Genomic DNA, 22,504 nt, shown 5'->3' on the forward strand with positions numbered 1-22,504 from the left:
CACTATGCTCTCCCGCCACATTTCTCTCGCATCTTTTTTATTTGCATCACGAGAGCATCTGTACGCCCCAACTCAGAGCGATGATAGAGGCGCTCAAACTCCTGCTTAAAATGTTGGGCAACTGTTCTATTCTCAATGATTAACAAGTTCTCGTCATTCTTATGATTAGCAGCCTTACTCCAGTTGTGAGACCCGATAATCACAGTCCGATCATCCAATAGGGCAAATTTATGATGCAGTTTGTCACCGTCTGCCAATACTGGATAACCGACAGTTTTAAGAGCCGTACGCCATGGTCGATTATCTGTTTCATAGTTACAACGATGATCAGGTAAGGCCATCCCCAACATGTCCAGGGCTTCGCTGTGGTAACGATAGATAAAACTCCGATCGATCAAGGTGCGTAGTCGCAGATTAGGACGGGCAGCAAGCGTATCGACAATCCCCTGATCGGTAAAGACAAATAAGGCTAAATCAACGGATTGACTGGCTTGGCTCAAGGTCTGAGCAATGACACCATTAGTGGTTTGCTCACGTGGTGCATCAGCTCGGTGCGGTGAAAACTGGACCGTAATTTGGCTATTGGGAAGGGCAATGATTTTGGGTGGGCGGGCTGGTTTTGGAGAACCAAATAGGCTATTGGGCTGGATGCCAGGGCCATCGCCCCACATCAGATCAAATTCATGGGTGTAGGCTGCTGCTAGCTCCGGACTTTGAATATCTAGCAGGGCATTAGCATTACCCAGGCTTTCGGGAATCAGCCAGTCTCCATGCATACCAGACAGGGTAAAGTTGGCAGTTCCAGTAATGACGCGACGCTGATCGACAACGATGAACTTGTGATGCATCAGTCCGCTGCCCTTGGTGCCGTCATCAGTGTCATCCACAATCGGGATATCAGCCTGACGTAGCATCAGAATGGCATCGCGTTGGGCGGCTTCATCTAACGAAACATGACCGTTGCCATCAATGTCACCAAATGCCCACAAATTTTCGTATTTGCCGCGGCTGTAATCATCCTGTTGGCGAATCCAGTTGCGATCGCGCTGACTCCATGGGTCACTGTACTGATGCTCTAAAATCACCCGCACGGTTATCCCAGCCCGAGCCTGCTCAATCAAAGCATTGGCCACCTGCGGCAGATTTAGTTCCTGCACAGCTACATCAACGGACATAGTCGCCTGGTTAATGGCATCAAGCAAGACCTGTTCAAGATTATCCCCAGACCGACGCATACGCCGATAGGGGTCTTGATAGCGGCTGGTTTCCGACTGGTTAAAGAACACTTGAACATGGGGATCTTGAGGTAAGGGCTGTAGCTCTTCTCTGCTTTTCCAACCCAGGTAACCCAGCCCCAGCCCTGCCAAGACAACGGTAGACAAGCTGAGATACACCACTTGAGATCGTTTCAGCATTGCATCTCGATAAATTCTCTAGACAGTATTTAGTGAGCCCTCACCATAGAACGGTCTAACCTAATGATTGAAAGCAAGGAAATAACCTGTTATTCAAAAGGTATTGACCCATGAAAAGGTGTCCACTGATACGATTAATCGAGTTATGCTGATTACACATCAAAAGCGCTAGTTTGCTATGCCAACTCCTGAATTCTTTTTAGAAGCAACCAAGTGGATGGGTCTCACCACGCTAGCTTTTGCAGCATTGGCAGCACTGGCGTTTATTGCCAAGTGGGGTATTCGCTTTAGGCTAGTCGGTGTAACCGGATTCTGTGGTGTACTGACAGCAGGGCTGTTTGGCCTTAGTTTTCAGCCTTTAATTACCACTACAATTAAAGGCTCAGTGCCCTACACCACTGTTTATGATTCCGGGGCCGCTCAGCTTGTGATTTCAGTTCCTGCGGACATTACAGATGCTGAGCTAGAGGCAACATTGCAACAGGCAGCAGTCAATTCATTTAATCCCAGTCGATTAGGGGGTGGTGGCCAGACGCCTATGGTGCGGGCCCGCACCATTGTTCACCGTGATCCCGGCATCTCAGATTTACTATATGTGGGTCAAATTCAGCCGGATGCGCAGTCAGAGTCAGGCTATAGCATTACGCTATCTCGTTCTGCATTGGCTAAGACGCGAGCGGCACTCCAGGACAGTTAGCCTGAAGTGGGATAGGCTACTGTTCTGGCAGAACCCCATTTTTGTTAATCCCTAACGTGATAGTCAGACTGTAGGTTACAGATACTGTTTCAGTAGCCATCATGTTTCCCAAGATTTTTACTGATTGCTAAGAATCAACTATGTCTACGTTATCTACGTTGATGGTCGCTCCGGCTCAGGTGGTACGTGGCTCAGGAATTTTATCTGAGTGTGGTCCCCTAGTTGCTAGGTTAGGACAACGTCCTTTGTTGGTGGGGGGAGATCGCACCCTGCAAACAGCCATCCCTTTTTTAACTGAGATGCTCAGTGGCCTCAAAGTTGCGCAGGCGTCTTATCAGACTGACTGCTGTGAAACGGCGCTGGCAAAGTTGCGTCAGGCCGTCGCAGAACATGCGGCTGATGTGATCATTGGGGTGGGGGGCGGCAAAGCGCTGGATGCCGCTAAGCTGTTAGGCCATCAAGTTAAACGGCCAGTGGTCACAATCCCCACCTCAGCTGCAACCTGTGCGGCCTGGACGGCATTATCCAATGTATATTCTGAGCAGGGAGCCTTTCGTTACGATGTCGGGCTGCCGGTTTGTCCGACTTTGTTACTGCTGGACTACGATCTAGTAGCAACTGCCCCTAAACGCACGCTAATAGCGGGAATTGGGGATGCGATCGCAAAGTGGTACGAAGCCTCCGTTAGCAGTGGTCATTCCTCCCAAACCCTGATTATTGGAGCCGTGCAGCAGGCGCGAGTGCTGCGAGATATTCTCTTTCAGAAATCAGTCACAGCCTTAGAGAATCCTGGTGGAGATGACTGGCGCGAAGTGGTAGATGCTTCAGTGCTCATGGCTGGCGTCATTGGTGGCATGGGTGGAGCCCAGTGTCGCACTGTTGCCGCCCATGCGATCCACAATGGTCTCACCCAAATCCCTGCTAGCCACAACATGCTCCATGGCGAAAAAGTAGCCTATGGTATCTTAGTTCAACTGCGCTTAGAGGAAATGGAATCGGGCAATGCTCTCGCTGTAGCTGCCCGTCAGCAACTACTTCGGTTTTATACCCAAATTGGTTTGCCCATGACCCTGGGAGATCTAGGTTTAGGAGAGATGTCCTTAATTGAATTACGACAGGCTGCTGAGTTTGCCTGTCAGCCGAAGTCAGACATTCACCATTTACCGTTTGAGGTCAGTCCTCAGCAAGTAATGGCTGCAATGGTCTCAACGACAGCTCCCTGTAGACGCGCCCCATCGCCCGCGTCTACTTTAACCAAAGTCTAATCAACGTCACACTAGTCATGAGGAGGTAGGCCATGACCCCAGTTTGGATGAAAAAGGCACAGCGACTCGAGCAACTGCCTCCCTATGCCTTTGCGCGTCTAGATGAACTTAAAGCCAATGCCCGAGCCCAAGGTTTGGATTTAATTGATCTAGGCATGGGCAATCCCGGTGGTCCCACTCCCGCGCCAGTGATCGAAGCAGCCCAAAAAGCATTGGCTGATCCCAACCACCACGGCTATCCTCCCTTTGAAGGCACTGCCAGTTTTCGCAATGCGATTACGGCCTGGTATCATCGCCGCTATGGTGTCAGCCTTGATCCCGAGGGAGAGGCGCTGCCGCTGCTGGGTTCTAAAGAAGGGTTAACGCACCTAGCCTTGGCCTATCTTGATCCCGGTGATACGGTGCTGGTACCAACGCCGTCGTATCCGGCCCATTTTCGGGGACCCGCGATCGCCAACGCCCATATCCATCCCCTGATGTTGACCCCAGAGAACGACTGGCTGATCGACATCTCCACAATCCCAGAGCACGTAGCGCGTCAGGCTAAAGTCCTGTACTTCAACTATCCCAATAACCCGACTGGGGCTACCGCTCCCCGTGCATTCTTTGAAGAAATTGTCTCCTTCGCCAAGCACTACGAAATCATGCTCGTCCATGATCTGTGCTACGCCGAACTCGCCTTTGACGGCTATCAGCCCACCAGCGTCCTTGAAATTCCTGGTGCCAAAGAATTCAGTGTCGAGTTCCACACCCTATCCAAGACCTATCACATGGCTGGTTGGCGCGTAGGCTTTGTGGTTGGCAACCGCCATATTATTCAAGGGTTGCGCACCCTCAAAACCAATCTTGACTACGGTATTTTCTCCGCCATTCAAACTGCGGCAGAAACAGCCCTAAACCTCCCCGACTCCTATCTGGAAGAAGTACGTCACCGCTATCGCACCCGACGAGACTGTCTGATTGCCGGGCTAGCAGAGCTAGGCTGGGACGTCCCCAAAACCAAAGCCACTATGTATCTATGGGTGCCATGCCCTCCAGATATGACCGCGGCTGATTTCGCGTTCCATGTTCTGCAAACAACAGGGGTGGTCGTGACTCCAGGCAGTGCCTTTGGTGAAGGCGGTGAAGGATTTGTGCGCGTGAGCTTGATTGCTGAAGAAGAGAGGTTGCAAGAAGCGCTCCAGCGCCTCAAGCAAGCCGGAGTGCATTATCCGTCTTCGGTCACAGCTTAATAATGCGCGGATTTGCAACCAACGTTGTTACTTAAGTAGATAGCTCGTGCTGAGTCGAAACGCAGCACAAGGTTGTCTGCCTATGGTCATGGAACAGATAGCAATTTCCAGCTCTTAAGCAACTAACGGTTGCTCTGAATCTTCACCCCCTGACAAACTAGTCAGCTCAAAATTACGTGCTAATCTGAGCTGCAAAGGTCCCAAATCTCTAGCATCACTAAAGTCAGTTTCCCTGATGTTGGCCTGACCAAAATAGGCTCGATTAACCACAGTATCGGTGAGATTCGCCTTTTCCAAATTGGCGTGCCCAAAATAGGCCTCAGTCAAATTTGCCTGGGACAAATAGGCATGGTACAAATTCGCATTGGCTAAGTAAGCTTGCGTTAAATCAGAACCAATTAGACAGCAGTGGCTCAGATTCGCACCCTGAAAATTAGTTGCTCTCAGGTTGGCTTCAAAGAGATAAGCCCGGCTCAAATCAGCACAGCTTAGATAAGCCTGCTGGAGGTCAAATCCGGTTAAATCAACGCTTTTGAGATCGGCGGCTCTCAGATTTGGACGGATTTGGGCATTTTGTTGACGCCAGCGATTCCAAACTCTAACCCCAGCGTGCAAGAGTTCCAAGTGTTCTGGGTGGGCCATTTTGTGCGAAAAGTCAGAGACTTCAGGTTTTCAACAACGGCTTATAGCGCTGGTGACATCACCGTCGACCAGGTCGCTATTAGGAACACCACTGTTGCAATCATAGACAATATTCCGGCAATGACGTTTCCTAACAGGGAACTAACCACAATCGCCAGGCTGACTTTTGCTCCCAGTTGACATCGTGCTAACAATCCTAAGTCCCGCCGATGCAACATTTCACCGACAAACGCGCCCAGCATTGAGCCAAACAAAAGACCCAAAATAGGCCCGCCAATGGGGAGAGCAGGCAGAAAACCCACAAGGCCTAATAGCATACCAACCAAGGCCCCAATCTGTCCCCAGCTACTGGCTCCTACCTTTTTCGCACCGACATACCCAGCCAGGTAGTCAATCGCCGTTGTGATAGCAAATATGGCAATGGCAACACCTAGCGCAATATAGACTGCTTTTGTAAAACCTGCGGTCGCACCCCAAACGACAATGGCTGCAACAATTAAACCAATACCTGGAAATACAGGAATCAAGGAACCAACAATGCCAGCTGCCATGACAATGAGCAGGACCCAATAGAGAATAATTAGTCCTATAGCCATCTATGTCTATCTTGAGCACACGACTATGTGTACTCTAACGGGCGATGGATCAGCCTGACAATGCCACTTACTTCGGTATTCCCTACTGGCTGAGGGCTTTCAGAAACTTTTGCAGTTCACCGAGCAAGCTTTTTTTCGGCTTAGGAGCATCGTTATTGTCGTTATCTTCACCGTAAAGGACTTTTTCAAGCACTTCGCTAGAAGGACGTTCGGGCAGTTCGGCTTTAAGCTCATACTGGTCCCCCACTTCTTGCAAAACTTGCCAACCCTGAGGGTGACGACGCAGCACCGCAGCATCGGGCATTGGGCGGTAATAATAGGCCGAAGTCAATGTGCTTAAGAAGCGCTCACGCAGCTGACGAGCGGCGTAGCCAATGCCAACAATGCTGACATCTTCTAACTGAGGATTGAGTAAAATAACGGGGCGATCTTGAGCTTCATTACAGAGTTTTTCCACGTCCTGCACTTCAACAGCAGAAGGATTAACTATCAGAAAAGCCTCATCATCAGGAGTAATCCCAGCCTGACTTTCGTTGATCCCCCGAATCGTAAAATCTGGGTTACCCCAATCCCGCTTAGCCAGAGCTGCTGCCCCGGCATCAGGAAAATAAACCTTGAACTGCAACCCTAGATCTTGGAACAAGGTTAGGAAACGCTCAGCAATGGGCTGCTGCTTGAGTTCTGGAATCACCATTTCCACCTGCAAACGGGTGATACCATCTTCAATGGCTGCCTTAGTCGAGGCAATAGCTTGATCGATGGTTTCCTCAAGGCTAGTCGGCAGGTCAGACATGGTTAGATTTTTCGTTTCCAGAAATCGATCAACTTTGATTATCAGCTTTTTTGGAACCAAGCGTTTGAATTTCGTTATGGGATTATCATTGATATCCTGATCTAGCCATCACGGGCTGACTCGCCATCTCACGATCAACAATCTGCCTCAGCACAATCGCCGTCCAATCAACATCTGCTGCGGTTGTCTGATGCCCGAGGGTCAGACGTATACCGGTCTGAGCCTCTCGATCACTAAATCCCATGGCTTTGAGAATCGGACTCGGTGTGAGCTTGCCACTATGACAAGCCGACCCTGCACTAATGCCAATACCAGCCAGATTCAACTGACGCACCAGGGTTCTACCAGAGATCCGCTTCCCATCTGCATGGGGTAGGTAAAAGCTGACATGATGCGGTAACCGCTGCTGTAGGTGGCCAGTCAGCATTAACTCAGGATGATCGTGCAAGCGGTCAATTAAACGATCGCGCAACTTCAGCAATCGCGACTGTTCCTGAGCGAGTTCCTGACCAGCCAGGTCAGCCGCCACTCCAAACCCGGCAATGGTGGCCACAGCCTGAGTCCCCGATCTCAAATTATTCTCTTGCCCACCGCCATTAATCAATGGCAGCAGCTCAGTGGCCGGTTTCACATAAAGTGCTCCTGCCCCTTGTGGGCCATAAAGCTTGTGGCTTGAGATGGACAGTAAATCTACGCCCAGTTTTTGCACATCGATCGGTAATCGGCCAAGCACCTGAACAGCGTCGGAATGGAAGAGCGGCTTAGACAGGTGATCGCTCTCTTCGATCACATCGACTAGCTGTGCAATCGGCTGTACTGTCCCCACCTCGCTTTGCCCATAGATAATGGACACCAGGACAGTATCTTCACGTAATGCCCTAGCTAAATCTTCTGGATTTACCTGACCATAGGAATTCACTGGTAATCGGGTGATTTGCCATCCCCACTGTTCGAGTAGTGCCGCAGGCTTTGCGATCGCAGAATGCTCAACCGCCGAAATAATCATATGGCGCGGCTTACGATACTGCTGCGCCACCCCCATAACCGCCAGGTTATTGGCCTCGGTACCACTGGCAGTAAACACCACCGAATCTGCAGGGGCACCCATCAGATCAGCCACCTGCATCCGTGCTGTTTCCATAACCGTAGCTGCCCGACTACCCCAGCTGTGTAAACTCGATGGATTACCCCAGCTATCTTTCATCACCGAAGCCATCGCAGCGATGGCTTCGGGTCGCGGCGGTGTAGTGGCACTGTAGTCTAAATAGATCTGCATGACATGCTCTGTAGTGCCTATCTATAATAGTTTGCCGTTAGAGTGGCCAGAGCCCTATTCAGGCAATTGTCAGAGACTGCCTCGCCTAGATATCTTCTGGCTCCTTACCAGAAACAACCGGAGCTGTTTTACTCAACGCCAGTTTCGGATGATCCCCTTCCACTTGCTGACAATTCCACTCATTACGGAACAGCAACACCGGACGGCCATAGCTATCTTTAACGGTCACCGTATTAAACAACCGACCAGCCTCTTTTAATGCATCCCAGCCCCCCGTCACCCAGCGAGCCACACTGTAGGGCAAGATTTCCAGCATAGTCTCAACGTTATATTCATTCTTCAAACGGAACTGCACCACCTCAAACTGCAGCTGCCCTACCGCCGCCAGAATTGGATCCCGCTTCGACTCATCTGCCGAATACATAATTTGCACCGCCCCTTCTTCCCGCAGCTCAGATACCCCTTTGCGAAACTGCTTAAACTTAGAAGGGTTGGGATTCTTCAGGTAGGCAAATAACTCAGGTGAGAAAAATGGGATACCCTCATACTCCAGCTTTTTGCCCTGATAGATAGTGTCCCCAATGGCAAAGACACCTGGATTATTGAGACCGATGACATCGCCCGGGTAGGCCGCATCTAAGGACTCACGTCCTTGACCAAACAACTTTTGTGGATGAGATAACCGTACGTTTTTGCCAGATCGGGCATGGTTAACCACCATATCTTTTTCAAATCGACCCGAGCAGACCCGAACAAAGGCCACGCGATCTCGATGGCGCGGGTCCATATTTGCCTGCAGCTTAAATACAAACCCAGAAAACTCTTCTCGGGTAGGAGGTACTGGACCAACGGTGCTTTCTCGGGGACCTGGCTGTAGCGCAAAATCTAAAAACGATTGCAAAAACAGTTCCACACCAAAATTAGTCATGGCGCTGCCAAAGAAAACAGGAGTCATTTCACCTGCATGCACCAGCTCCAAATCTAATTCAGGACCTAGCTCATCTAGCATTTCCAGTTCTTCTAAAAACTGACTATAGACATCATCGTCATCAATCAATTCTTCAATGCGGGGATCACCCCATTCCAGCACTGTGTTAGCAGCGGCTTTACTACCGTGGGCCGAGCGCTCAAACAAATGAACTTGTTGCTTACGTCGATCAAAAACCCCTTTGAAGCGATCTCCCATGCCAATGGGCCAATTCACAGCATATGTAAATAGCTCCAGTTCTTTTTCAATTTCATCCAAGAGGGCCAGCGGCTCTTGACCAGGGCGATCTAATTTGTTGAAGAAGGTAAAAATTGGCAAACCACGCATCTTACACACTTCAAACAGCTTGCGTGTCTGAGGCTCCAATCCTTTCGCCGCATCTTCCAACATGACAGCGTTATCCGCTGCGGCCAGGGTGCGGTACGTGTCTTCACTAAAGTCTTGGTGACCTGGGGTATCCAGCAGATTGATGCGATAGTCACTATAGTTAAACTGCAGCACCGTCGAGGTAATCGAAATCCCCCGCTGCTGTTCTAGTTCCATCCAGTCAGAAACAGCATGGCGTTGAGCCCGACGAGCTTTGACCGAACCGGCTTCATGAATAGCACCTCCGTACAGAAGTAGCTTTTCAGTCAGGGTTGTTTTACCAGCGTCAGGGTGGGAAATGATCGCAAAATTACGACGCTGCTCAACAGCGGCATCAATAGTAGCTGGAGACGATAGGGTGGAGGTCATGGGGGTGATTCAGCTCATTGAGCGTTACACGATCCCCAGGTCTAGACAGATCTGAGGTAAATCCCATTGTACTGTCCAGTGCCTACTGTCTGGGAGACTACCAGTCAGCATCATGATGCTCAACCACCACACCTTGAGTAGTAACCACCGTGAGCGGTAACTCGGCCTCTGACTCACGCCGAGTAAACTGAACAACTTGCATACCTTGAGCGTCAGGCTCTACCACCATGACATAGTGATCATCCTGCCACTGTAAATCAACAACGTGATGATGTAATAACCAGGCTTCGGCCAGGGTACCATCATTAATGGCACTGCCCTGATCATGGCTATAGCAGCTGGCCCAAATATCGTCGGTCACAGACCATAACCCTGATAGGTTAATGGGCTCCATACGAGCACTCAGACCATAGGTTGTAAAACTCAGGACATCATGCTGCCAAAACTGATTGGCTAATTGCTGAAAATCTTTATCTTGCAGGAGTTCACTGTAACGTTCATCGTTAGCCAACTGCTTCTGTTGTTGGTCCTGGCTGGGGCGCTGCCAGTCATTGGCTTCACTACAGACAAAAAACTCCGTGGCACTTTGCACAGCGGCATTGGATGTCGCCTGGGGCTGGGTCATAACGGCATCTGCGACATTAATAAATTTGCTGGCAGCTTTAATGCCTCCGATGAGACTGACTATGCCTAATATGAGCAATCCCTGCTTACTTAGCTGCCCTAGTTTAGATGCGACCATAGCTGATTCCTATTCGCCCCTGTAACAATATTCTCTTTCAACCTAAAGTGACGACGTTTTAAGCACCTGAAAAACTGTGAGTACAGCCGCTGCTACTAAACATTCGATCAGCTTGAGGAAAGTTACTGCTTTTAACCTACGCTGGCGCGATCGCAAAACCGAACATTTCAGTCACTTCTCACTCAAAAAGATGCTGAGACTGACTCGATTTCCTAAAACCAGCATTTTTTTAGCTATACACAGTAAGCTCCAGACCTTGCCAAAGCTCCCCAGTGGCACCTGCATCAGGAGCACTAATGCAAGCCCTCAAACCAACAGAAAACTTGACTTTAAACAAGACAATATCTTGTTCACAAGTGCCTAAGATCACAAATACTAAGATTGGACGTTAATAATTTGCAAAATCAAGTCCAATCAATGATTGCCGCTGTCATCAAAACAGTGTTGTGCCGTCTCGAACGATATTCCCAGTATTTACGTAGCTTTCGCTAAATTTATGTTCCCATTATGGGCTACTCCTGGCGGCATATATGTACCTCTAGGACAGTTTTTAGAATTTGTAATGACTGGTCTACGCCGAAAATACTGACTGTTTAAGGCTTTAAACAGTCAACGGGTTTTGCTCTGTCTTCACAGTATGGTTTTATCAAACCTGTTCTAGAGCTAAAAATCTACAGAACAAGTAAGACTGCTAAGTTTATCGTCCTTGCTGTCGTCGGGCTTGTTGTTGAGAACTTAGACTATTGCGTTCCCAGAAATACCCCCCAGCGTATCCTTGAATTTCAGGCTGGGAGTCGGCTAAATTCAGGCGCTTTTCAGCCATGCAAGCATATTCCTCATCCATTTCAATCCCGACATAGCAGCGGCTGAGTTTTTTAGCCACTACCGATGTGGTGCCTGAACCCAAGAAGGGATCGAACACCATATCTCCTGGTTGACTGCTGGCTAAAACTATTTTGGCAATCAGTTTTTCTGGTTTTTGGGTGGGATGATCCGTATTTTCTGGCATTGACCAAAATGGAATCGAAATATCTGTCCAGAGGTTAGATGGATGGGTAATCCTGAACTTACCGTTGTCTGTCGTTTGCCAGTCTTTGGGATTGCCGTTGCGATCGCGATAGGGAGCCAGTACTCGACGTTTCAGCTTAACCGCCTCAACATCAAACCAATACTCCTTAGATAGAGTGCCAAACCAGATATCTTCCGACGCATTTTTCCAGTTTTGTTTTGATCCCCGACCTTTTTCCCGTTCCCAGGTAATCCGACTACGAACAATAAAATAACGAGAGAAGACACTGTATACCGCAGGCGACGATTGCCAGTCACAGCAAATATAAGCAGATGCATTCGGCTTAAGTAATCGAATAACCTCTGACATCCAGCTATCTAACCAGGTTTCATAAGCTTCTAGCGAGCGGTGGGTAAATGTGGAGCGATTAAAAACCTTAAACCGGTTGTAAGGGGGATCAACAACTAGTAAATCGACAAACTTACTAGGTAATAGCGGCAATGCCGCAAAGGCATCCTGCCAAATAGTTATATTTTGAAACGTCTGGTGCGATGCATTATCTTGAGTGAGCTGAACGAGTTTCTGACGATAGGTGCGACGATCATCTGCACTCAAGACTAACGTCCGATTATTCGGCGCTCGTTTTTTATCCCCGTTCATTCGTTTGAAGTTTGCATCTAAAGCAGCATAGCAAGTGTTTGCAGGTTCGATATTCGGTAGACGGGAGAAAGCGATTAGTATGGAACAATACTCCGGTTAACCGATTTCCCTTCTTCCTATGTTTGAAGCCCTCTCAGAACGATTTGAATCTGCTTGGAAGACCCTACGCGGTCAAGATAAAATCTCAGATTCCAATATAAAAGAGGCACTGCGGGAAGTTAGACGTGCATTATTAGAGGCCGACGTCAACTTTAACGTCGTTAAGGATTTTGTCACTGACGTTCAGGAGAAAGCTCAAGGGGCTGAGGTCGTTGCCGGAGTGGCTCCCGATCAACAGTTCATCAAGATTGTCTACGACGAGCTAGTCACCCTGATGGGGGATGCCAATGAACCTCTGGTTGATACCAAAAGCAAGCCGACCGTGGTGCTCATGGCCGGTCTACAAGGAACCGGTAAAACCACTGCATCCGCTAAACTAGCCCTCCATCTGCGCAAGCAGGAACGCTCAGCAATGCTGGTAGCAACAGACGTCTATCGTCCAGCTGCCGTTGATCAGCTCATTACTCTAGGTAAGCAGATCGATGTGCCTGTCTTTGAGCAGGGCACCGATGCCAATCCTGTTGAAATTGCTAAAGCCGGAATTGCCAAAGCTAAAGAAGATGGCGTCAATACAGTGATTGTCGACACCGCCGGTCGATTACAGATCGACCAAGACATGATGGCTGAGCTGGAGCAAATAAAAACAGCCATTCGTCCTGATGAAGTCCTGCTGGTAGTAGATGCCATGACAGGACAAGAAGCAGCTACTCTGACCCAAACGTTCCACGAGCAAATTGGGATCACCGGGGCCATCCTCACCAAAATGGATGGAGACTCACGCGGCGGTGCAGCTTTATCAATCCGACAAATTTCAGGCAAGCCGATCAAATTCATCGGTATTGGGGAAAAAGTAGAAGCATTACAGCCCTTCTACCCGGATCGTATGGCCTCTCGTATCTTAGGGATGGGAGACGTACTCACTCTTGTAGAAAAGGCGCAAGAAGAAGTCGATATCGCCGATGCGGAAAAGTTGCAGACTAAAATTTTAGAAGCGCGATTTGACTTTAACGACTTTCTCAAGCAAACTCGCTTGATGAAAAATATGGGCTCATTAACCGGGATCATGAAATTGATTCCGGGTATGTCTAACAAATTATCTGCAGACCAGCTGCAACAGGGTGAAACCCAGCTCCGTCGATGTGAGTCCATGATTAACTCCATGACCAAGCAGGAACGAGAAGATCCAGATCTGCTGGCCAACTCTCCTAGCCGTCGTCGCCGAATTGCCAAGGGCTCGGGCTATGGTGATAAAGACGTTAGCAAGCTAGTCAGCGATTTCCAGAAAATGCGTTCCATGATGAAGCAAATGGGCCAGGGGGGCATGGGAGGTCTTCCCGGCATGGGGGGCTTTCCTGGCATGGGTGGCGGCATGCCAGGTATGGGGGGCGGTATGCCTGGTATGGGCATGCCCGGTATGGGGGGTGGTCGGCCAGGTTTTCGTGGCTATAGTGCGGGCTCCAAAAAGAGCAAAAAAAAGAAAAAGAAAAAGGGCTTTGGCACTCTTTAGGAACTAACTCAGACGCTGCCGTGTCCCGATATGCTTGTCGCTTTAAAGAGTTCGCTATGTAGGCTTTCTAAGCGGTCAGTTCATTCTCCAAATGAGCAACGCTTATAAAGAGTATGTTCGCAGCATAGCTCCAGGATCTATGTGGGCATACTAATCAACGAGATTTGAAACCACCAACAGGAGCTATGAACAAACGTATTGCCTTTGGCTTGCTGACCCTAGGGATAAGTTTGCCGACTTTAATAGCTGCAGGCCCCAGCTATGGTTTGCCAGGATATTCTGTGAATGAAGTTAAAACCTGGATTCAGGGGCATCCCACGTTACGGGCCGATAGTCGTGAAGGGTTACGCGTGCACCGGGCAGATATTCCCTCGCGTCGGTTTACATTTCAAGCCAGTGTTTTTCCCATAGGTGGTTTTCAACGAGCTGGAAATAATGGCATTTGGTCTTCAAACAGCAGACAACGAAGTTTCAACATCGTACGTCGAGAAGAATTTACGCTAGTAGATTATGATCAGCCAGTTACTGTGAGTCGGCTAGAAGATTCCCTACGTAATCTTTACGGACCAGATATCTATGCCGACTATCGTCGCGCTCAGGCTATCTATAGCTACTTTTCTGAGAGCAGTACTATCGAGGGTGAAGTGCGTTTGGGAAACCTCTACGCCTATTGGGTTGAAATTACTCCCGATGCCAACGGTGTGAGCACCACAGGCAAACTAAATGTTCTTTTGGCTGAAGATGTTGATCGCTTAGAAAGCTATCTCCAGCAGCAATACTCGTCGGATAGTTAACCGTTCAGCTGAGTAATTCCTATCTTTTCTAGTCGCTGCTTGATGCCACGCTGCACCATGAAACAGGGGCTGATCAGGCTAGCGATATAAAGTGTGAGTTCACACGCGGCGACATCATCATAGATAACATCCTGGCGATAGCGAAAACAATGACGTAATATCTTGCGGACATCGTTCGCGACGTATAAAGGCATCATCAATGGACGTTGCCATGGTGCAACGCTCAGCATGCGAGTTCGATAACGACTTAACCCAATACCACAGCACAGTTTTCGGAGGTATTGTCGGGTTAATCGAGAGCTAGGAATTTGATGTTGCAGACGCATTTTGGGGTTATACCAGACTTCCCACCCTGCCCGTTGCATATGCAATATTGATTCCGTATCTTCACCAGTTAACATGCTGGTGCTAGTCCGGCCTGTCAGCACTAGTTCTTGAGGAACATGATCGAGCCATGCTCGCCGTCTCACCACCATCCCCGCTGATGGTGGAATCACCTTGTGTTGAGGAGCATACAGCAGCGGCCGAGAACCACGCTCAGTCAGGGCTAATAAAGAGGCTATACGCTCAAAGTTTTTAGGGGGCGTAGTTTCAAAGTTTCCACGAATGCGACTAGCGATCACACCGGCCTGCGGATGCTTTTGGGCGAAACGATAGGCTGAGACGATCCAGGTCATGTCAGGCAGCGTATCATCATCCAGAAATCCCACGATTGGACTTCTTGCCATCTGAATTGCTTTCTGACGAGCATAGGCAGCACCTTGCTTGGATTCAACCCCATAGCGAAGCGGCACCTGCGGGCTCCACTGACGCTGATAGTGCTGAACGATACTGGCCGTGTCATCCGTACTATTGTTGTCGATAACAATGACTTCCCAACTAAGTTCATGGGTATTTAGCTGCCAGCGCAAAGACTCTAGTACCCTAGCTAAACGCTGAGCACCATTGTAGGTAGGAATAGCGACAGAGAAATCTAAATTAACTTTTTCAGGAAAGAAGCGGCTAAATGTATGTCTTAATCCAACTAAGCGATCGCAATGCTCTAAGACACTAATCATGAAAAAGGGACCCAAAGAATAGTTAGGTTGCCGAACTGACAAGACTCCAGCTGCAGTTAAGTCCAGCGCATGTTACTTTCAGCGTTCCCCTCGATTGGTTTAGAGTCGCAAATTATACCCACACATTTCTGCACACCTACAGGTGATCAATGTCCTGGGATACCTGAAGATAGCAATACTTTTGGGACGGTGCATATAAAGACTGGCTAGAGCGATTACACCGGCACTCATTCGCATTAATTGACACATGGCAGAGGACATTTCCTTAAATCTGGGTGCAAATATAGCAACGGGAGCAGGGTTGGTTAGAACAATTTAGAGCCTGGAAACGTGACCACTGCAGGCACCTACTTCATTCATCCATCCTCATGCTTTCGTCCTGAGCTATATAGGTGCTATAGCCCCGACTGCCAGGCGATCCCCGTTGACAGTCTAAAGTTGGTTAGCTATATTGTTTTGCCAAACCATAGGTTGACTCACCATGAAAGCATCTGACTGGCTAGAAAACCTACCTGATAGATTAATCGCTGCAAGGAAGCTTGTATTTCCAACCATGACTGATGCTGCTAATGCTCTTGGTGTTAGCAAACAAGCCCTTGAACAACGTGAGCGTAAACGCTATAAGGGGGCCAAGATAGAAACCCTGATCAGAATGCTGAAACTGCTTGAGGAACAAGCAATCATAAGTCCGCCTGGCGAAAGTAGTCAGTCTCCAGATTAATTGAGCCTATTGGGCTGAGTTATGAAATCGTCTCAAATTCAGGCTCATTTTGCCAAAAACTGCTATTGGCCTTCAGATTTATCAAACGGACCCTACTGGATTCGAACCAGTGACCGACCGCTTAGAAGGCGGTTGCTCTATCCACTGAGCTAAGGGTCCTCAACATTAGTAGGGCAATCTTTTTTTGCCCTCATCCAGGTTTATCTCAATAAATGACCAATCCTATATTCAGTAGGCAGCTATTGATTACCCAGAATCTAATCACTAAGTGTAGGCGATCTTAACCATAATCTAGCATGGCTAATGATTATCTCGGATGCAGTCTGTGCACTGAAGAACAGCGAACTGGGTACGCTGGGGTCACAAATTGGTTTTAATCAAAGGTTTTTCTACTATCGTTTTTCTACTATCGTAATGAGTTAGGTTTAACTTACTCATAGGATTAAAGACAGAAAAGCAGATCAATAGACTAAGGGTTTACTCGCTCAAGCTAATAGCGTGGGCTCCTCGGGTTAGCATTTATTAGCGGCACCATGTTCATCTTAAAGCGCCAGGATGTAGAAATCGGTAGTTTTCAGCATCCGTCGAAAGAGCAAAAGATTCCGATTTTGTCGTATCAAGGGCAGACCTTTCGTTTACTGAGCGTTTTTAACGCTGCTCAAGAAGAAGAAGCGCGTACTCTCTGGCGAGATTTGACAGACAACCGTGGTAAGGCCTGCGTTCTACTCGAAGAACCTGAGCGTTTTAGCGTGTGGGGCAAAATTCAACTAGAGCAGTCATCGTCTGAAACAAGAGCATCTGCAGCTTCTGCCAACGGTGTTAGCACTGTATATGTGAGAGCAGGGGTGTTAATCATTCAGGCAATGTATGAAGATATCGAAGATCTGATGGGTGGCAAACAGGCTAAACGCTTTGAGGGGGATTTAGCGGAAATTGGGCAACAGATGCGGCTGCCTCAGATGACTTCTGCAGAATTAATCACAGGTCTATTAAAGCTAGATCCCTTTTCAGCGGCTTTGCCAGCGTGGCAAACCAATCATCTCAACATCATATTTAAAGAGCTATATCGTATTGGTAGAACCTACTTCGGGAGATCTAACTTCACAGCACGTGCTTTGGAAGCATTGGATGATCTCTCACCGACAGAACGAGATGCGTTTTTAACTTGGTTAAAACAGCTATCGAGTGGTCAACTGTGGAACTAATAGCAGCACTGGACTAAAAACCCTAGGCTTACGCTTTTTTTACCGTTGATTTTTTTTGCAAACCAGTGTTTTTGGCATACGGTACGGGTATGCTGCGATCGCATAACTTGTTTTGCCTTCAGATTAGTGGTTACGATCGCTGCAGTTCGGCAAGCATAATGGCGGGATTCTTGTTAGAGAACCTCACCATTGATTTATAGTTACTTACTGGCCATCGTTGGCCATGGTACGAGTAATTTTGATCGCCCCAGGGCGTCATTTTTGGTGTTATCTCATTAGGGAGTAGAGCATTGACTCAGTCCGCCAAGGCTTCTACGGCCAAATCAGGCCAGTCTGCTTTGATACTTTGCCTGGGGTGGGGCATAGTGTCTGTCCTTTTCTTTTTACTATTTGGAGCGCTCGCACCCGGAGAAGATGCAAGACCAGATTGGTTTTTAATCTCAATTAATTTCTTGGAGATTTTTGCCTTTCTTTTAGCAGCTACATTATGTTTTCGAAATTCTAAGAGTTCACAAATTATTAGCGGCAGAACTGTGTGGCTGGCATTGAGTATCGGGATGCTAGCCTATGCAGCCGGTACCGTTTTCTTCTTCTTATGGGGTACGGTTTGGGGCTTAGATCCTTCTGTATCAATGGGTGATGGCTTCTATTTTATTAGCTACGTTGCCATGGTGTTCGGCATGTTAACCGCCGCATTACCACGCCGTATTGATTTGACAGTACCTCAATGGACTATGATTTTTGCGATCGGTGCAGTGGGTATTGTGCTCGCCTGTGTGCTGAACTATGGGTTTCCGGCTTTAGCATCTCAGCTCTCACCACAACCGGCAATGGCGGCTGAGATGCATCTAGTTCAAGCACCGGCTGAAACTGAACCCTTGGTAGCGCCCGTAGAGGAAACCGTGGAAACTGAACCGGCTGCTGAGACTGAACCGGCTGCCGCTGAGACTGAACCGGCTGCTGAGACTGAACCGGCTGCTACTGAGGAAGCAATAGTCGCTGGACTATTGCCAGCTCCGGGCTGGGCTCAGGCTTTAGATGCAGCGCTTGAGCAGTTTGAAGACCCAGTGGTGTTGATGTATGTAGTAGCTGACTGCTTCTTAGTTGTAATCGCAGCAGCACTATTAGTTGCATTTTGGGGCGGACGTTTTTCACAGTCATGGAAACTGATTGCGATCGCAACTTTCTGCCTATACATTGCCGATATGGCCTTTGCTGCTGCTGGCGACAACTATATTGAAGGGGCCTGGTGGGAAGTTTTTTGGACGTTGTCCGCGCTTTTCTTTGCAGCGGGAGCAACCATCGAATATAACGTTTCTAAACGGTCACGCCGGGGATCACGTCGTCGGGCGTAACAGCAGACCCAAACCTGGCATACTAGAAAGACATTTTTACCGCCCCTTAGGTTTGTTGCTAGTATGGCACCGCGAAAACTGTCTGAAGCCGATAAACGCGATGTAATTGAGATATATCGGCAGCCGGGAGAAACCACCTCTACCATTGCTAAACGCTATGGTGTCAGCACTAGTACCATTAGCCGTATCTTAAAAACGCAACTGCCCGAAGAAGAGTATCGAGCACTGATTTCTCAGAAACGTTCTTCGACGGCAGAAAAGCCGTCGGTACCAGCACCAACGCCAAAGACGGAAGAGAAACCTGCATCCGCAAAGCCTGTACGACGAGTTCGCAAACGCTCTAGATCCGCTGAGGTCGACAGCCAGGCTGAAGCCGAAGATATGGGTCAGCTAGAGCTATTAGCCGCTGAAGAGGAGACTGACATAGCCGCCCCTGTTCCTGCTGCCACATCAGATGATGTACCAGCCGTTACCAGGGAGCTACTGGAACAGCCACGTCTTCGTCGTAAGAATACAGATAATAGCGAAGATGAGTTAGAGGATGATGTTGAAATCGACGATCTCGATGAGGATTTAGATGACCTTGATGATGATCTCGATAGTGAACTAGATGCTGAATTTGACGACGACGAGGAGGACGACGACGAGGACGACGGCGACGAGGAGGACGGGGAGGATGAACCCGGTCTTTTGGGACAAGCCGTCGAAATTATGCCTATATCGGACGCGGTTTTTCCTCGTACCTGCTACCTAGTCGTTGATCGCCTATCAGAATTAATTACTCATCCGTTAAATGAATTTGCAGAACTCGGCAACATCCCTGCTGAGCAAGAATCGGCTCTAACCTTACCCATTTTTGAAAATCATCGCGTCGCGAGACGATTTTCACGACGTAATCAACGGGTGATTAAGGTGCCCGATGGTCAGCTAATCACTAAGGCAACGTCTTATCTGCAAGCCAAGGGAATCACGCATTTGCTGATTGATGGCAACATTTATTCCTTATTGGGTTAAGAAATACCTTACAAATCAAAATTAAATCCCGTTTTTCGCCGTGCTGTGTACTTAGCTTGATCAAATTGATAGAGCTGAGCAGCGCGGTGACCCACATTGGTTTCTTTTTCATCAAGGGCAATAAGGATATCGAGTTTGAGTAACTTTTTACGAAAGTTGCGCTTGTCAAACGGTCGATCTAGAACAATTTCATACAGTCGTTGAAGCTGGGTCAGGGTGAATTTTTGAGGAAGTAGCTCAAATCCGATGGGACGATGACGAATAGTCGTGCGCAGAGTTGAAATCGCATCATCCACAATCATCTTATGGTCAAAGGCTAGCGATGGTAGCTGCTCCATTGGCCACCAACGAGCCTGTTTAGCATCAGTCGCTGCTTTAATCTGATAGTCCCAAAGATTAACCAGCGCACAAAATGAGATCGTCACCGTATGCCCCCTGGGATCGCGCTCAGGCCGACCATAGGCCTGTAGCTGCTCCAAAAAGAGACCTTTAATACCTGTTTCCTCATGCAGTTCACGACGAGCCGCTTGCTCCAACGCTTCATCAAGCCGGACAAAGCCCCCTGGTAACGCCCACTGGTCAATAAAGGGAGGCAGCTGTCGCTGAATCAATAAAACTTGTAAACACTGGGTTTGATCAATACCAAAGACCACACAGTCTACTGTGATGGCAGGTCTGGGATAGTCATAGGTATAGGCCATGGAAGCTGTTGACATCTAGATGCGATTTAGCTATAAACAAGTTACATCTTAGTGTAATAAATACACTATTAGTTTTTCCTTCTTTTTATGCTCGGCGCAATTACAGGCGATGTCATTGGCTCCGTCTATGAGTTTGAAGCTCATAAGACTAAGAATTTTTCCCTATTTACTGACCAAAGCACCTTTACAGATGACACAATTTTGACGGTGGCGGTGGCCGATGTTTTGCTCCACGGCGGAACCTACACAGATGTCTTTAAGCGTTACTATCGACGCTACCCTAACCCATCGGGGGGATATGGTGCTCGGTTTCAAGCCTGGGCAGCTTCGACCGATAGCCAGCCTTACAATAGTTGGGGCAATGGCTCGGCCATGCGTGTCAGTCCTGTAGCCTATGCCCACCAGGAGTTAGAGCAGGTTCTCACAGCAGCAGAACAGACAGCGATCGCAACCCATAACCATCCCGAAGGAATTAAAGGGGCGCAAGCTACCGCTGCCGCTATCTTTTTAGCCCGTCAGGGACAGTCTAAAGCCACTATTAAGCAGTATATAGAGACTCAGTTTAGCTACGATCTAAACCGTAGCCTTGAACAGATTCGTCCCAGCTACAGATTTAATGAATCCTGTCAGGAAACAGTCCCTGAGGCGATCATTGCCTTTTTAGAATCTACGAATTTTACCGATGCCATTCGGAATGCTGTCTCCCTAGGAGGAGATGCCGATACCCTCACATGTATCACCGGTAGTATTGCTGAAGCTTTTTATGGAGAAGTGCCGGGGGCGATTGCCGATCAAGTCTGGGGATTGCTGCCAGAGGATTTAAAGACTGTGATTGTGCAGTTTAGAGCCACCTATATGCCTGTACTCAAAGCATAAGCACCTACCAATACTCTGGAGAAATCAATCACATCATGTCTCCCTCTCTGCCAATTCCTGATTTTTTTGCCCCTGACCGCGTTGGGAAAGTGTGGCGTGTACCCTATGAAGAACGGGCAGTTCAGGCCCAAGCTTGGACTCAAACTCACGGTATTCAACCTGCAGATACTGATCGCCCACGGCTGTGTTTACTGGCAATCGATGTGCAAAACACATTTTGCATTCCTGGGTTTGAGTTATTTGTGGGGGGTACGTCAGGTCAGGGAGCTGTAGACGACACACACCGCCTTTGTGAGTTTATTTATCGTAATCTAGACCAAATTACAGAAATTGTGCCGACGATGGATACCCATCGAGCCATACAAATTTTTCACGCCGCCTTTTGGATAGATGCCAATGGTCAAATGCCTGCACCCATGACCATGGTGGCATTAGACGATGTCCGCAATGGGCGATGGCGGGTAAATCCTGGAATTGTGGCCAACTTGGGAGGTTCTTTAGAACAGCTGCAAGCCTTTGCCCTGCATTATGTTCAACGACTCAGCGATGATGGGAAGTATCCGTTGACGGTGTGGCCCTATCACTCCATGCTGGGTGGCATTGGCCATAGCTTGGTGTCAGCATTCGAAGAAGCCTGCTTTTTTCACAATTTGGCTCGTCAATGTCAAACGCGGTTTGAACTGAAGGGCAGTAATCCGTTGACAGAAAATTATTCGGTGTTGCGTCCAGAGGTCTTAGATGATCCAGATGGCCAGCCCGTGGCGAAAAAAAATCAGGCACTGATTCAGCATTTGCTAACTTTTGACGCGGTTGCGATCGCAGGTCAAGCTAAAAGTCACTGTGTTGCCTGGACCATTGACGACCTACTCAGCGAAATTCAGCAAGTGGATGCGACACTAGCTCGCAAAATCTATCTCATAGAAGACTGTAGTTCACCGGTAGTAGTACCAGGCATTGTAGATTTTTCCGAAGCCGCTGAAGCTGCGTATCAGAAATTTGCAGCGGCTGGGATGAATATTGTTCAATCCACTAGTTCAATCGCCAGCTGGTTTTCTCCTTAAAGGTTTCAGCCTAGTACTCTGTGGCGTAAGTTTGCCCACTATTTAGATGTGGATGGGTGGATG

Annotated in this window: 21 protein-coding genes and 1 tRNA gene; 11 read left to right on the top strand and 11 right to left on the bottom strand. The window is 48.4% G+C overall.

The window, feature by feature from the left end; genetic code table 11:
• Positions 1–2: 2 nt before the first annotated feature.
• Entirely contained in the window at positions 3–1,415 is a 1,413-nt protein-coding gene (locus tag N836_RS53020) for a phospholipase D-like domain-containing protein (protein ID WP_023072967.1), read from the bottom strand.
• Between the two features lie 178 nt (positions 1,416–1,593).
• Between N836_RS53020 and N836_RS53025 the strand changes: the two genes are divergently transcribed.
• The 3 genes from N836_RS53025 to N836_RS53035 all read left to right on the top strand — a co-directional run bounded on the left by N836_RS53025 (position 1,594) and on the right by N836_RS53035 (position 4,609).
• Positions 1,594–2,112 carry a Ycf51 family protein gene (locus N836_RS53025; protein WP_023072968.1) on the top strand — a complete coding sequence of 173 codons (519 nt, stop codon included), beginning with the start codon at positions 1,594–1,596 and terminating at the stop codon, positions 2,110–2,112.
• A gap of 140 nt (positions 2,113–2,252) precedes the next feature.
• Positions 2,253–3,377, top strand: a complete 1,125-nt coding sequence (locus N836_RS53030; protein WP_036053277.1) for an iron-containing alcohol dehydrogenase family protein — start codon at positions 2,253–2,255, stop codon at positions 3,375–3,377.
• Between the two features lie 32 nt (positions 3,378–3,409).
• Positions 3,410–4,609, top strand: a complete 1,200-nt coding sequence (locus tag N836_RS53035) for an aspartate aminotransferase (protein WP_023072970.1) — start codon at positions 3,410–3,412, stop codon at positions 4,607–4,609.
• A gap of 114 nt (positions 4,610–4,723) precedes the next feature.
• On the opposite strand, the gene N836_RS53040 is transcribed toward N836_RS53035, so the two are convergent.
• From N836_RS53040 to N836_RS53070, 7 genes are all read right to left on the bottom strand, one after another.
• A complete protein-coding gene (locus N836_RS53040; protein WP_023072971.1) occupies positions 4,724–5,251 on the bottom strand; it encodes a pentapeptide repeat-containing protein in 528 nt (175 codons plus the stop codon).
• 41 nt (positions 5,252–5,292) lie between these two features.
• Positions 5,293–5,847 (bottom strand): DUF456 domain-containing protein, encoded by a 555-nt coding sequence (locus N836_RS53045; RefSeq protein ID WP_023072972.1) that lies wholly within the window; start codon positions 5,845–5,847, stop codon positions 5,293–5,295.
• Between the two features lie 82 nt (positions 5,848–5,929).
• Entirely contained in the window at positions 5,930–6,640 is a 711-nt protein-coding gene (locus N836_RS53050; RefSeq protein WP_031292793.1) for a DUF1995 family protein, read from the bottom strand.
• Between the two features lie 85 nt (positions 6,641–6,725).
• On the bottom strand, positions 6,726–7,916 hold the full coding sequence (locus N836_RS53055; protein WP_023072974.1) for a cysteine desulfurase family protein: 1,191 nt from the start codon (positions 7,914–7,916) through the stop codon (positions 6,726–6,728).
• 85 nt (positions 7,917–8,001) lie between these two features.
• Positions 8,002–9,639 carry a peptide chain release factor 3 gene (locus tag N836_RS53060; protein WP_023072975.1) on the bottom strand — a complete coding sequence of 546 codons (1,638 nt, stop codon included), beginning with the start codon at positions 9,637–9,639 and terminating at the stop codon, positions 8,002–8,004.
• A gap of 97 nt (positions 9,640–9,736) precedes the next feature.
• Positions 9,737–10,381, bottom strand: a complete 645-nt coding sequence (locus tag N836_RS53065) for a hypothetical protein (RefSeq protein ID WP_023072976.1) — start codon at positions 10,379–10,381, stop codon at positions 9,737–9,739.
• A 697-nt stretch (positions 10,382–11,078) separates the two neighbouring features.
• The gene (locus N836_RS53070) at positions 11,079–12,050 is read right to left on the bottom strand and encodes a DNA-methyltransferase (protein ID WP_023072977.1); all 972 of its coding nucleotides are present in this window, start codon (positions 12,048–12,050) and stop codon (positions 11,079–11,081) included.
• A 118-nt stretch (positions 12,051–12,168) separates the two neighbouring features.
• Between N836_RS53070 and ffh the strand changes: the two genes are divergently transcribed.
• Positions 12,169–13,656: a signal recognition particle protein gene (ffh, locus tag N836_RS53075; protein WP_023072978.1), complete on the top strand. Its 1,488-nt coding sequence runs from the start codon at positions 12,169–12,171 to the stop codon at positions 13,654–13,656.
• Positions 13,657–13,841: 185 nt separating this feature from the next.
• Positions 13,842–14,450, top strand: coding sequence for a hypothetical protein (locus N836_RS53080; RefSeq protein WP_023072979.1), 609 nt, complete (start codon positions 13,842–13,844; stop codon positions 14,448–14,450).
• Here the strand turns inward: N836_RS53080 and hpsE are convergent.
• Positions 14,447–15,508, bottom strand: coding sequence for a hormogonium polysaccharide biosynthesis glycosyltransferase HpsE (hpsE, locus tag N836_RS53085; protein WP_023072980.1), 1,062 nt, complete (start codon positions 15,506–15,508; stop codon positions 14,447–14,449). The two genes, N836_RS53080 and hpsE, sit on opposite strands and share 4 nt — an antisense overlap.
• Positions 15,509–15,989: 481 nt before the next feature.
• Between hpsE and N836_RS53090 the strand changes: the two genes are divergently transcribed.
• Positions 15,990–16,229, top strand: coding sequence for a hypothetical protein (locus N836_RS53090; protein ID WP_023072981.1), 240 nt, complete (start codon positions 15,990–15,992; stop codon positions 16,227–16,229).
• 86 nt (positions 16,230–16,315) lie between these two features.
• Here the strand turns inward: N836_RS53090 and N836_RS53095 are convergent.
• Positions 16,316–16,388, bottom strand: a tRNA-Arg gene (locus N836_RS53095).
• 374 nt (positions 16,389–16,762) lie between these two features.
• Between N836_RS53095 and N836_RS53100 the strand changes: the two genes are divergently transcribed.
• The 3 genes from N836_RS53100 to N836_RS53110 all read left to right on the top strand — a co-directional run bounded on the left by N836_RS53100 (position 16,763) and on the right by N836_RS53110 (position 19,803).
• Complete coding sequence (locus N836_RS53100) at positions 16,763–17,434, top strand: Npun_F0813 family protein (RefSeq protein ID WP_023072982.1); 672 nt, start codon at positions 16,763–16,765, stop codon at positions 17,432–17,434.
• A 533-nt stretch (positions 17,435–17,967) separates the two neighbouring features.
• Positions 17,968–18,789, top strand: a complete 822-nt coding sequence (locus N836_RS53105) for a hypothetical protein (protein WP_235071095.1) — start codon at positions 17,968–17,970, stop codon at positions 18,787–18,789.
• Positions 18,790–18,852: 63 nt separating this feature from the next.
• A complete protein-coding gene (locus tag N836_RS53110) occupies positions 18,853–19,803 on the top strand; it encodes a helix-turn-helix domain-containing protein (protein WP_023072984.1) in 951 nt (316 codons plus the stop codon).
• Between the two features lie 8 nt (positions 19,804–19,811).
• Here N836_RS53110 and N836_RS53115 read toward each other — a convergent pair whose 3' ends face one another.
• Positions 19,812–20,519, bottom strand: coding sequence for an NUDIX hydrolase (locus tag N836_RS53115; RefSeq protein ID WP_327058704.1), 708 nt, complete (start codon positions 20,517–20,519; stop codon positions 19,812–19,814).
• A 72-nt stretch (positions 20,520–20,591) separates the two neighbouring features.
• On the opposite strand from N836_RS53115, the gene N836_RS53120 reads away from it, so the two are divergent.
• Together N836_RS53120 and N836_RS53125 are read left to right on the top strand one after the other, a co-directional pair.
• Positions 20,592–21,380, top strand: coding sequence for an ADP-ribosylglycohydrolase family protein (locus N836_RS53120; RefSeq protein ID WP_023072986.1), 789 nt, complete (start codon positions 20,592–20,594; stop codon positions 21,378–21,380).
• A gap of 35 nt (positions 21,381–21,415) precedes the next feature.
• On the top strand, positions 21,416–22,441 hold the full coding sequence (locus N836_RS53125; RefSeq protein WP_023072987.1) for an isochorismatase: 1,026 nt from the start codon (positions 21,416–21,418) through the stop codon (positions 22,439–22,441).
• The last annotated feature ends 63 nt before the right edge of the window (positions 22,442–22,504 follow it).

The sequence above is a fragment of the Leptolyngbya sp. Heron Island J genome (assembly GCF_000482245.1).
GTDB lineage: Bacteria > Cyanobacteriota > Cyanobacteriia > Phormidesmidales > Phormidesmidaceae > Leptothoe.

Coding starts and splice junctions, on each gene's coding strand:
- N836_RS53020 (WP_023072967.1), bottom strand. CDS start 1,415: ATGCTGAAACGATCTCAAGTGGTGTATCTCAGCTTGTCTACCGTTGTC.
- N836_RS53025 (WP_023072968.1), top strand. CDS start 1,594: ATGCCAACTCCTGAATTCTTTTTAGAAGCAACCAAGTGGATGGGTCTC.
- N836_RS53030 (WP_036053277.1), top strand. CDS start 2,253: ATGTCTACGTTATCTACGTTGATGGTCGCTCCGGCTCAGGTGGTACGT.
- N836_RS53035 (WP_023072970.1), top strand. CDS start 3,410: ATGACCCCAGTTTGGATGAAAAAGGCACAGCGACTCGAGCAACTGCCT.
- N836_RS53040 (WP_023072971.1), bottom strand. CDS start 5,251: ATGGCCCACCCAGAACACTTGGAACTCTTGCACGCTGGGGTTAGAGTT.
- N836_RS53045 (WP_023072972.1), bottom strand. CDS start 5,847: ATGGCTATAGGACTAATTATTCTCTATTGGGTCCTGCTCATTGTCATG.
- N836_RS53050 (WP_031292793.1), bottom strand. CDS start 6,640: ATGTCTGACCTGCCGACTAGCCTTGAGGAAACCATCGATCAAGCTATT.
- N836_RS53055 (WP_023072974.1), bottom strand. CDS start 7,916: ATGCAGATCTATTTAGACTACAGTGCCACTACACCGCCGCGACCCGAA.
- N836_RS53060 (WP_023072975.1), bottom strand. CDS start 9,639: ATGACCTCCACCCTATCGTCTCCAGCTACTATTGATGCCGCTGTTGAG.
- N836_RS53065 (WP_023072976.1), bottom strand. CDS start 10,381: ATGGTCGCATCTAAACTAGGGCAGCTAAGTAAGCAGGGATTGCTCATA.
- N836_RS53070 (WP_023072977.1), bottom strand. CDS start 12,050: ATGAACGGGGATAAAAAACGAGCGCCGAATAATCGGACGTTAGTCTTG.
- ffh (WP_023072978.1), top strand. CDS start 12,169: ATGTTTGAAGCCCTCTCAGAACGATTTGAATCTGCTTGGAAGACCCTA.
- N836_RS53080 (WP_023072979.1), top strand. CDS start 13,842: ATGAACAAACGTATTGCCTTTGGCTTGCTGACCCTAGGGATAAGTTTG.
- hpsE (WP_023072980.1), bottom strand. CDS start 15,508: ATGATTAGTGTCTTAGAGCATTGCGATCGCTTAGTTGGATTAAGACAT.
- N836_RS53090 (WP_023072981.1), top strand. CDS start 15,990: ATGAAAGCATCTGACTGGCTAGAAAACCTACCTGATAGATTAATCGCT.
- N836_RS53100 (WP_023072982.1), top strand. CDS start 16,763: ATGTTCATCTTAAAGCGCCAGGATGTAGAAATCGGTAGTTTTCAGCAT.
- N836_RS53110 (WP_023072984.1), top strand. CDS start 18,853: ATGGCACCGCGAAAACTGTCTGAAGCCGATAAACGCGATGTAATTGAG.
- N836_RS53115 (WP_327058704.1), bottom strand. CDS start 20,519: ATGTCAACAGCTTCCATGGCCTATACCTATGACTATCCCAGACCTGCC.
- N836_RS53120 (WP_023072986.1), top strand. CDS start 20,592: ATGCTCGGCGCAATTACAGGCGATGTCATTGGCTCCGTCTATGAGTTT.
- N836_RS53125 (WP_023072987.1), top strand. CDS start 21,416: ATGTCTCCCTCTCTGCCAATTCCTGATTTTTTTGCCCCTGACCGCGTT.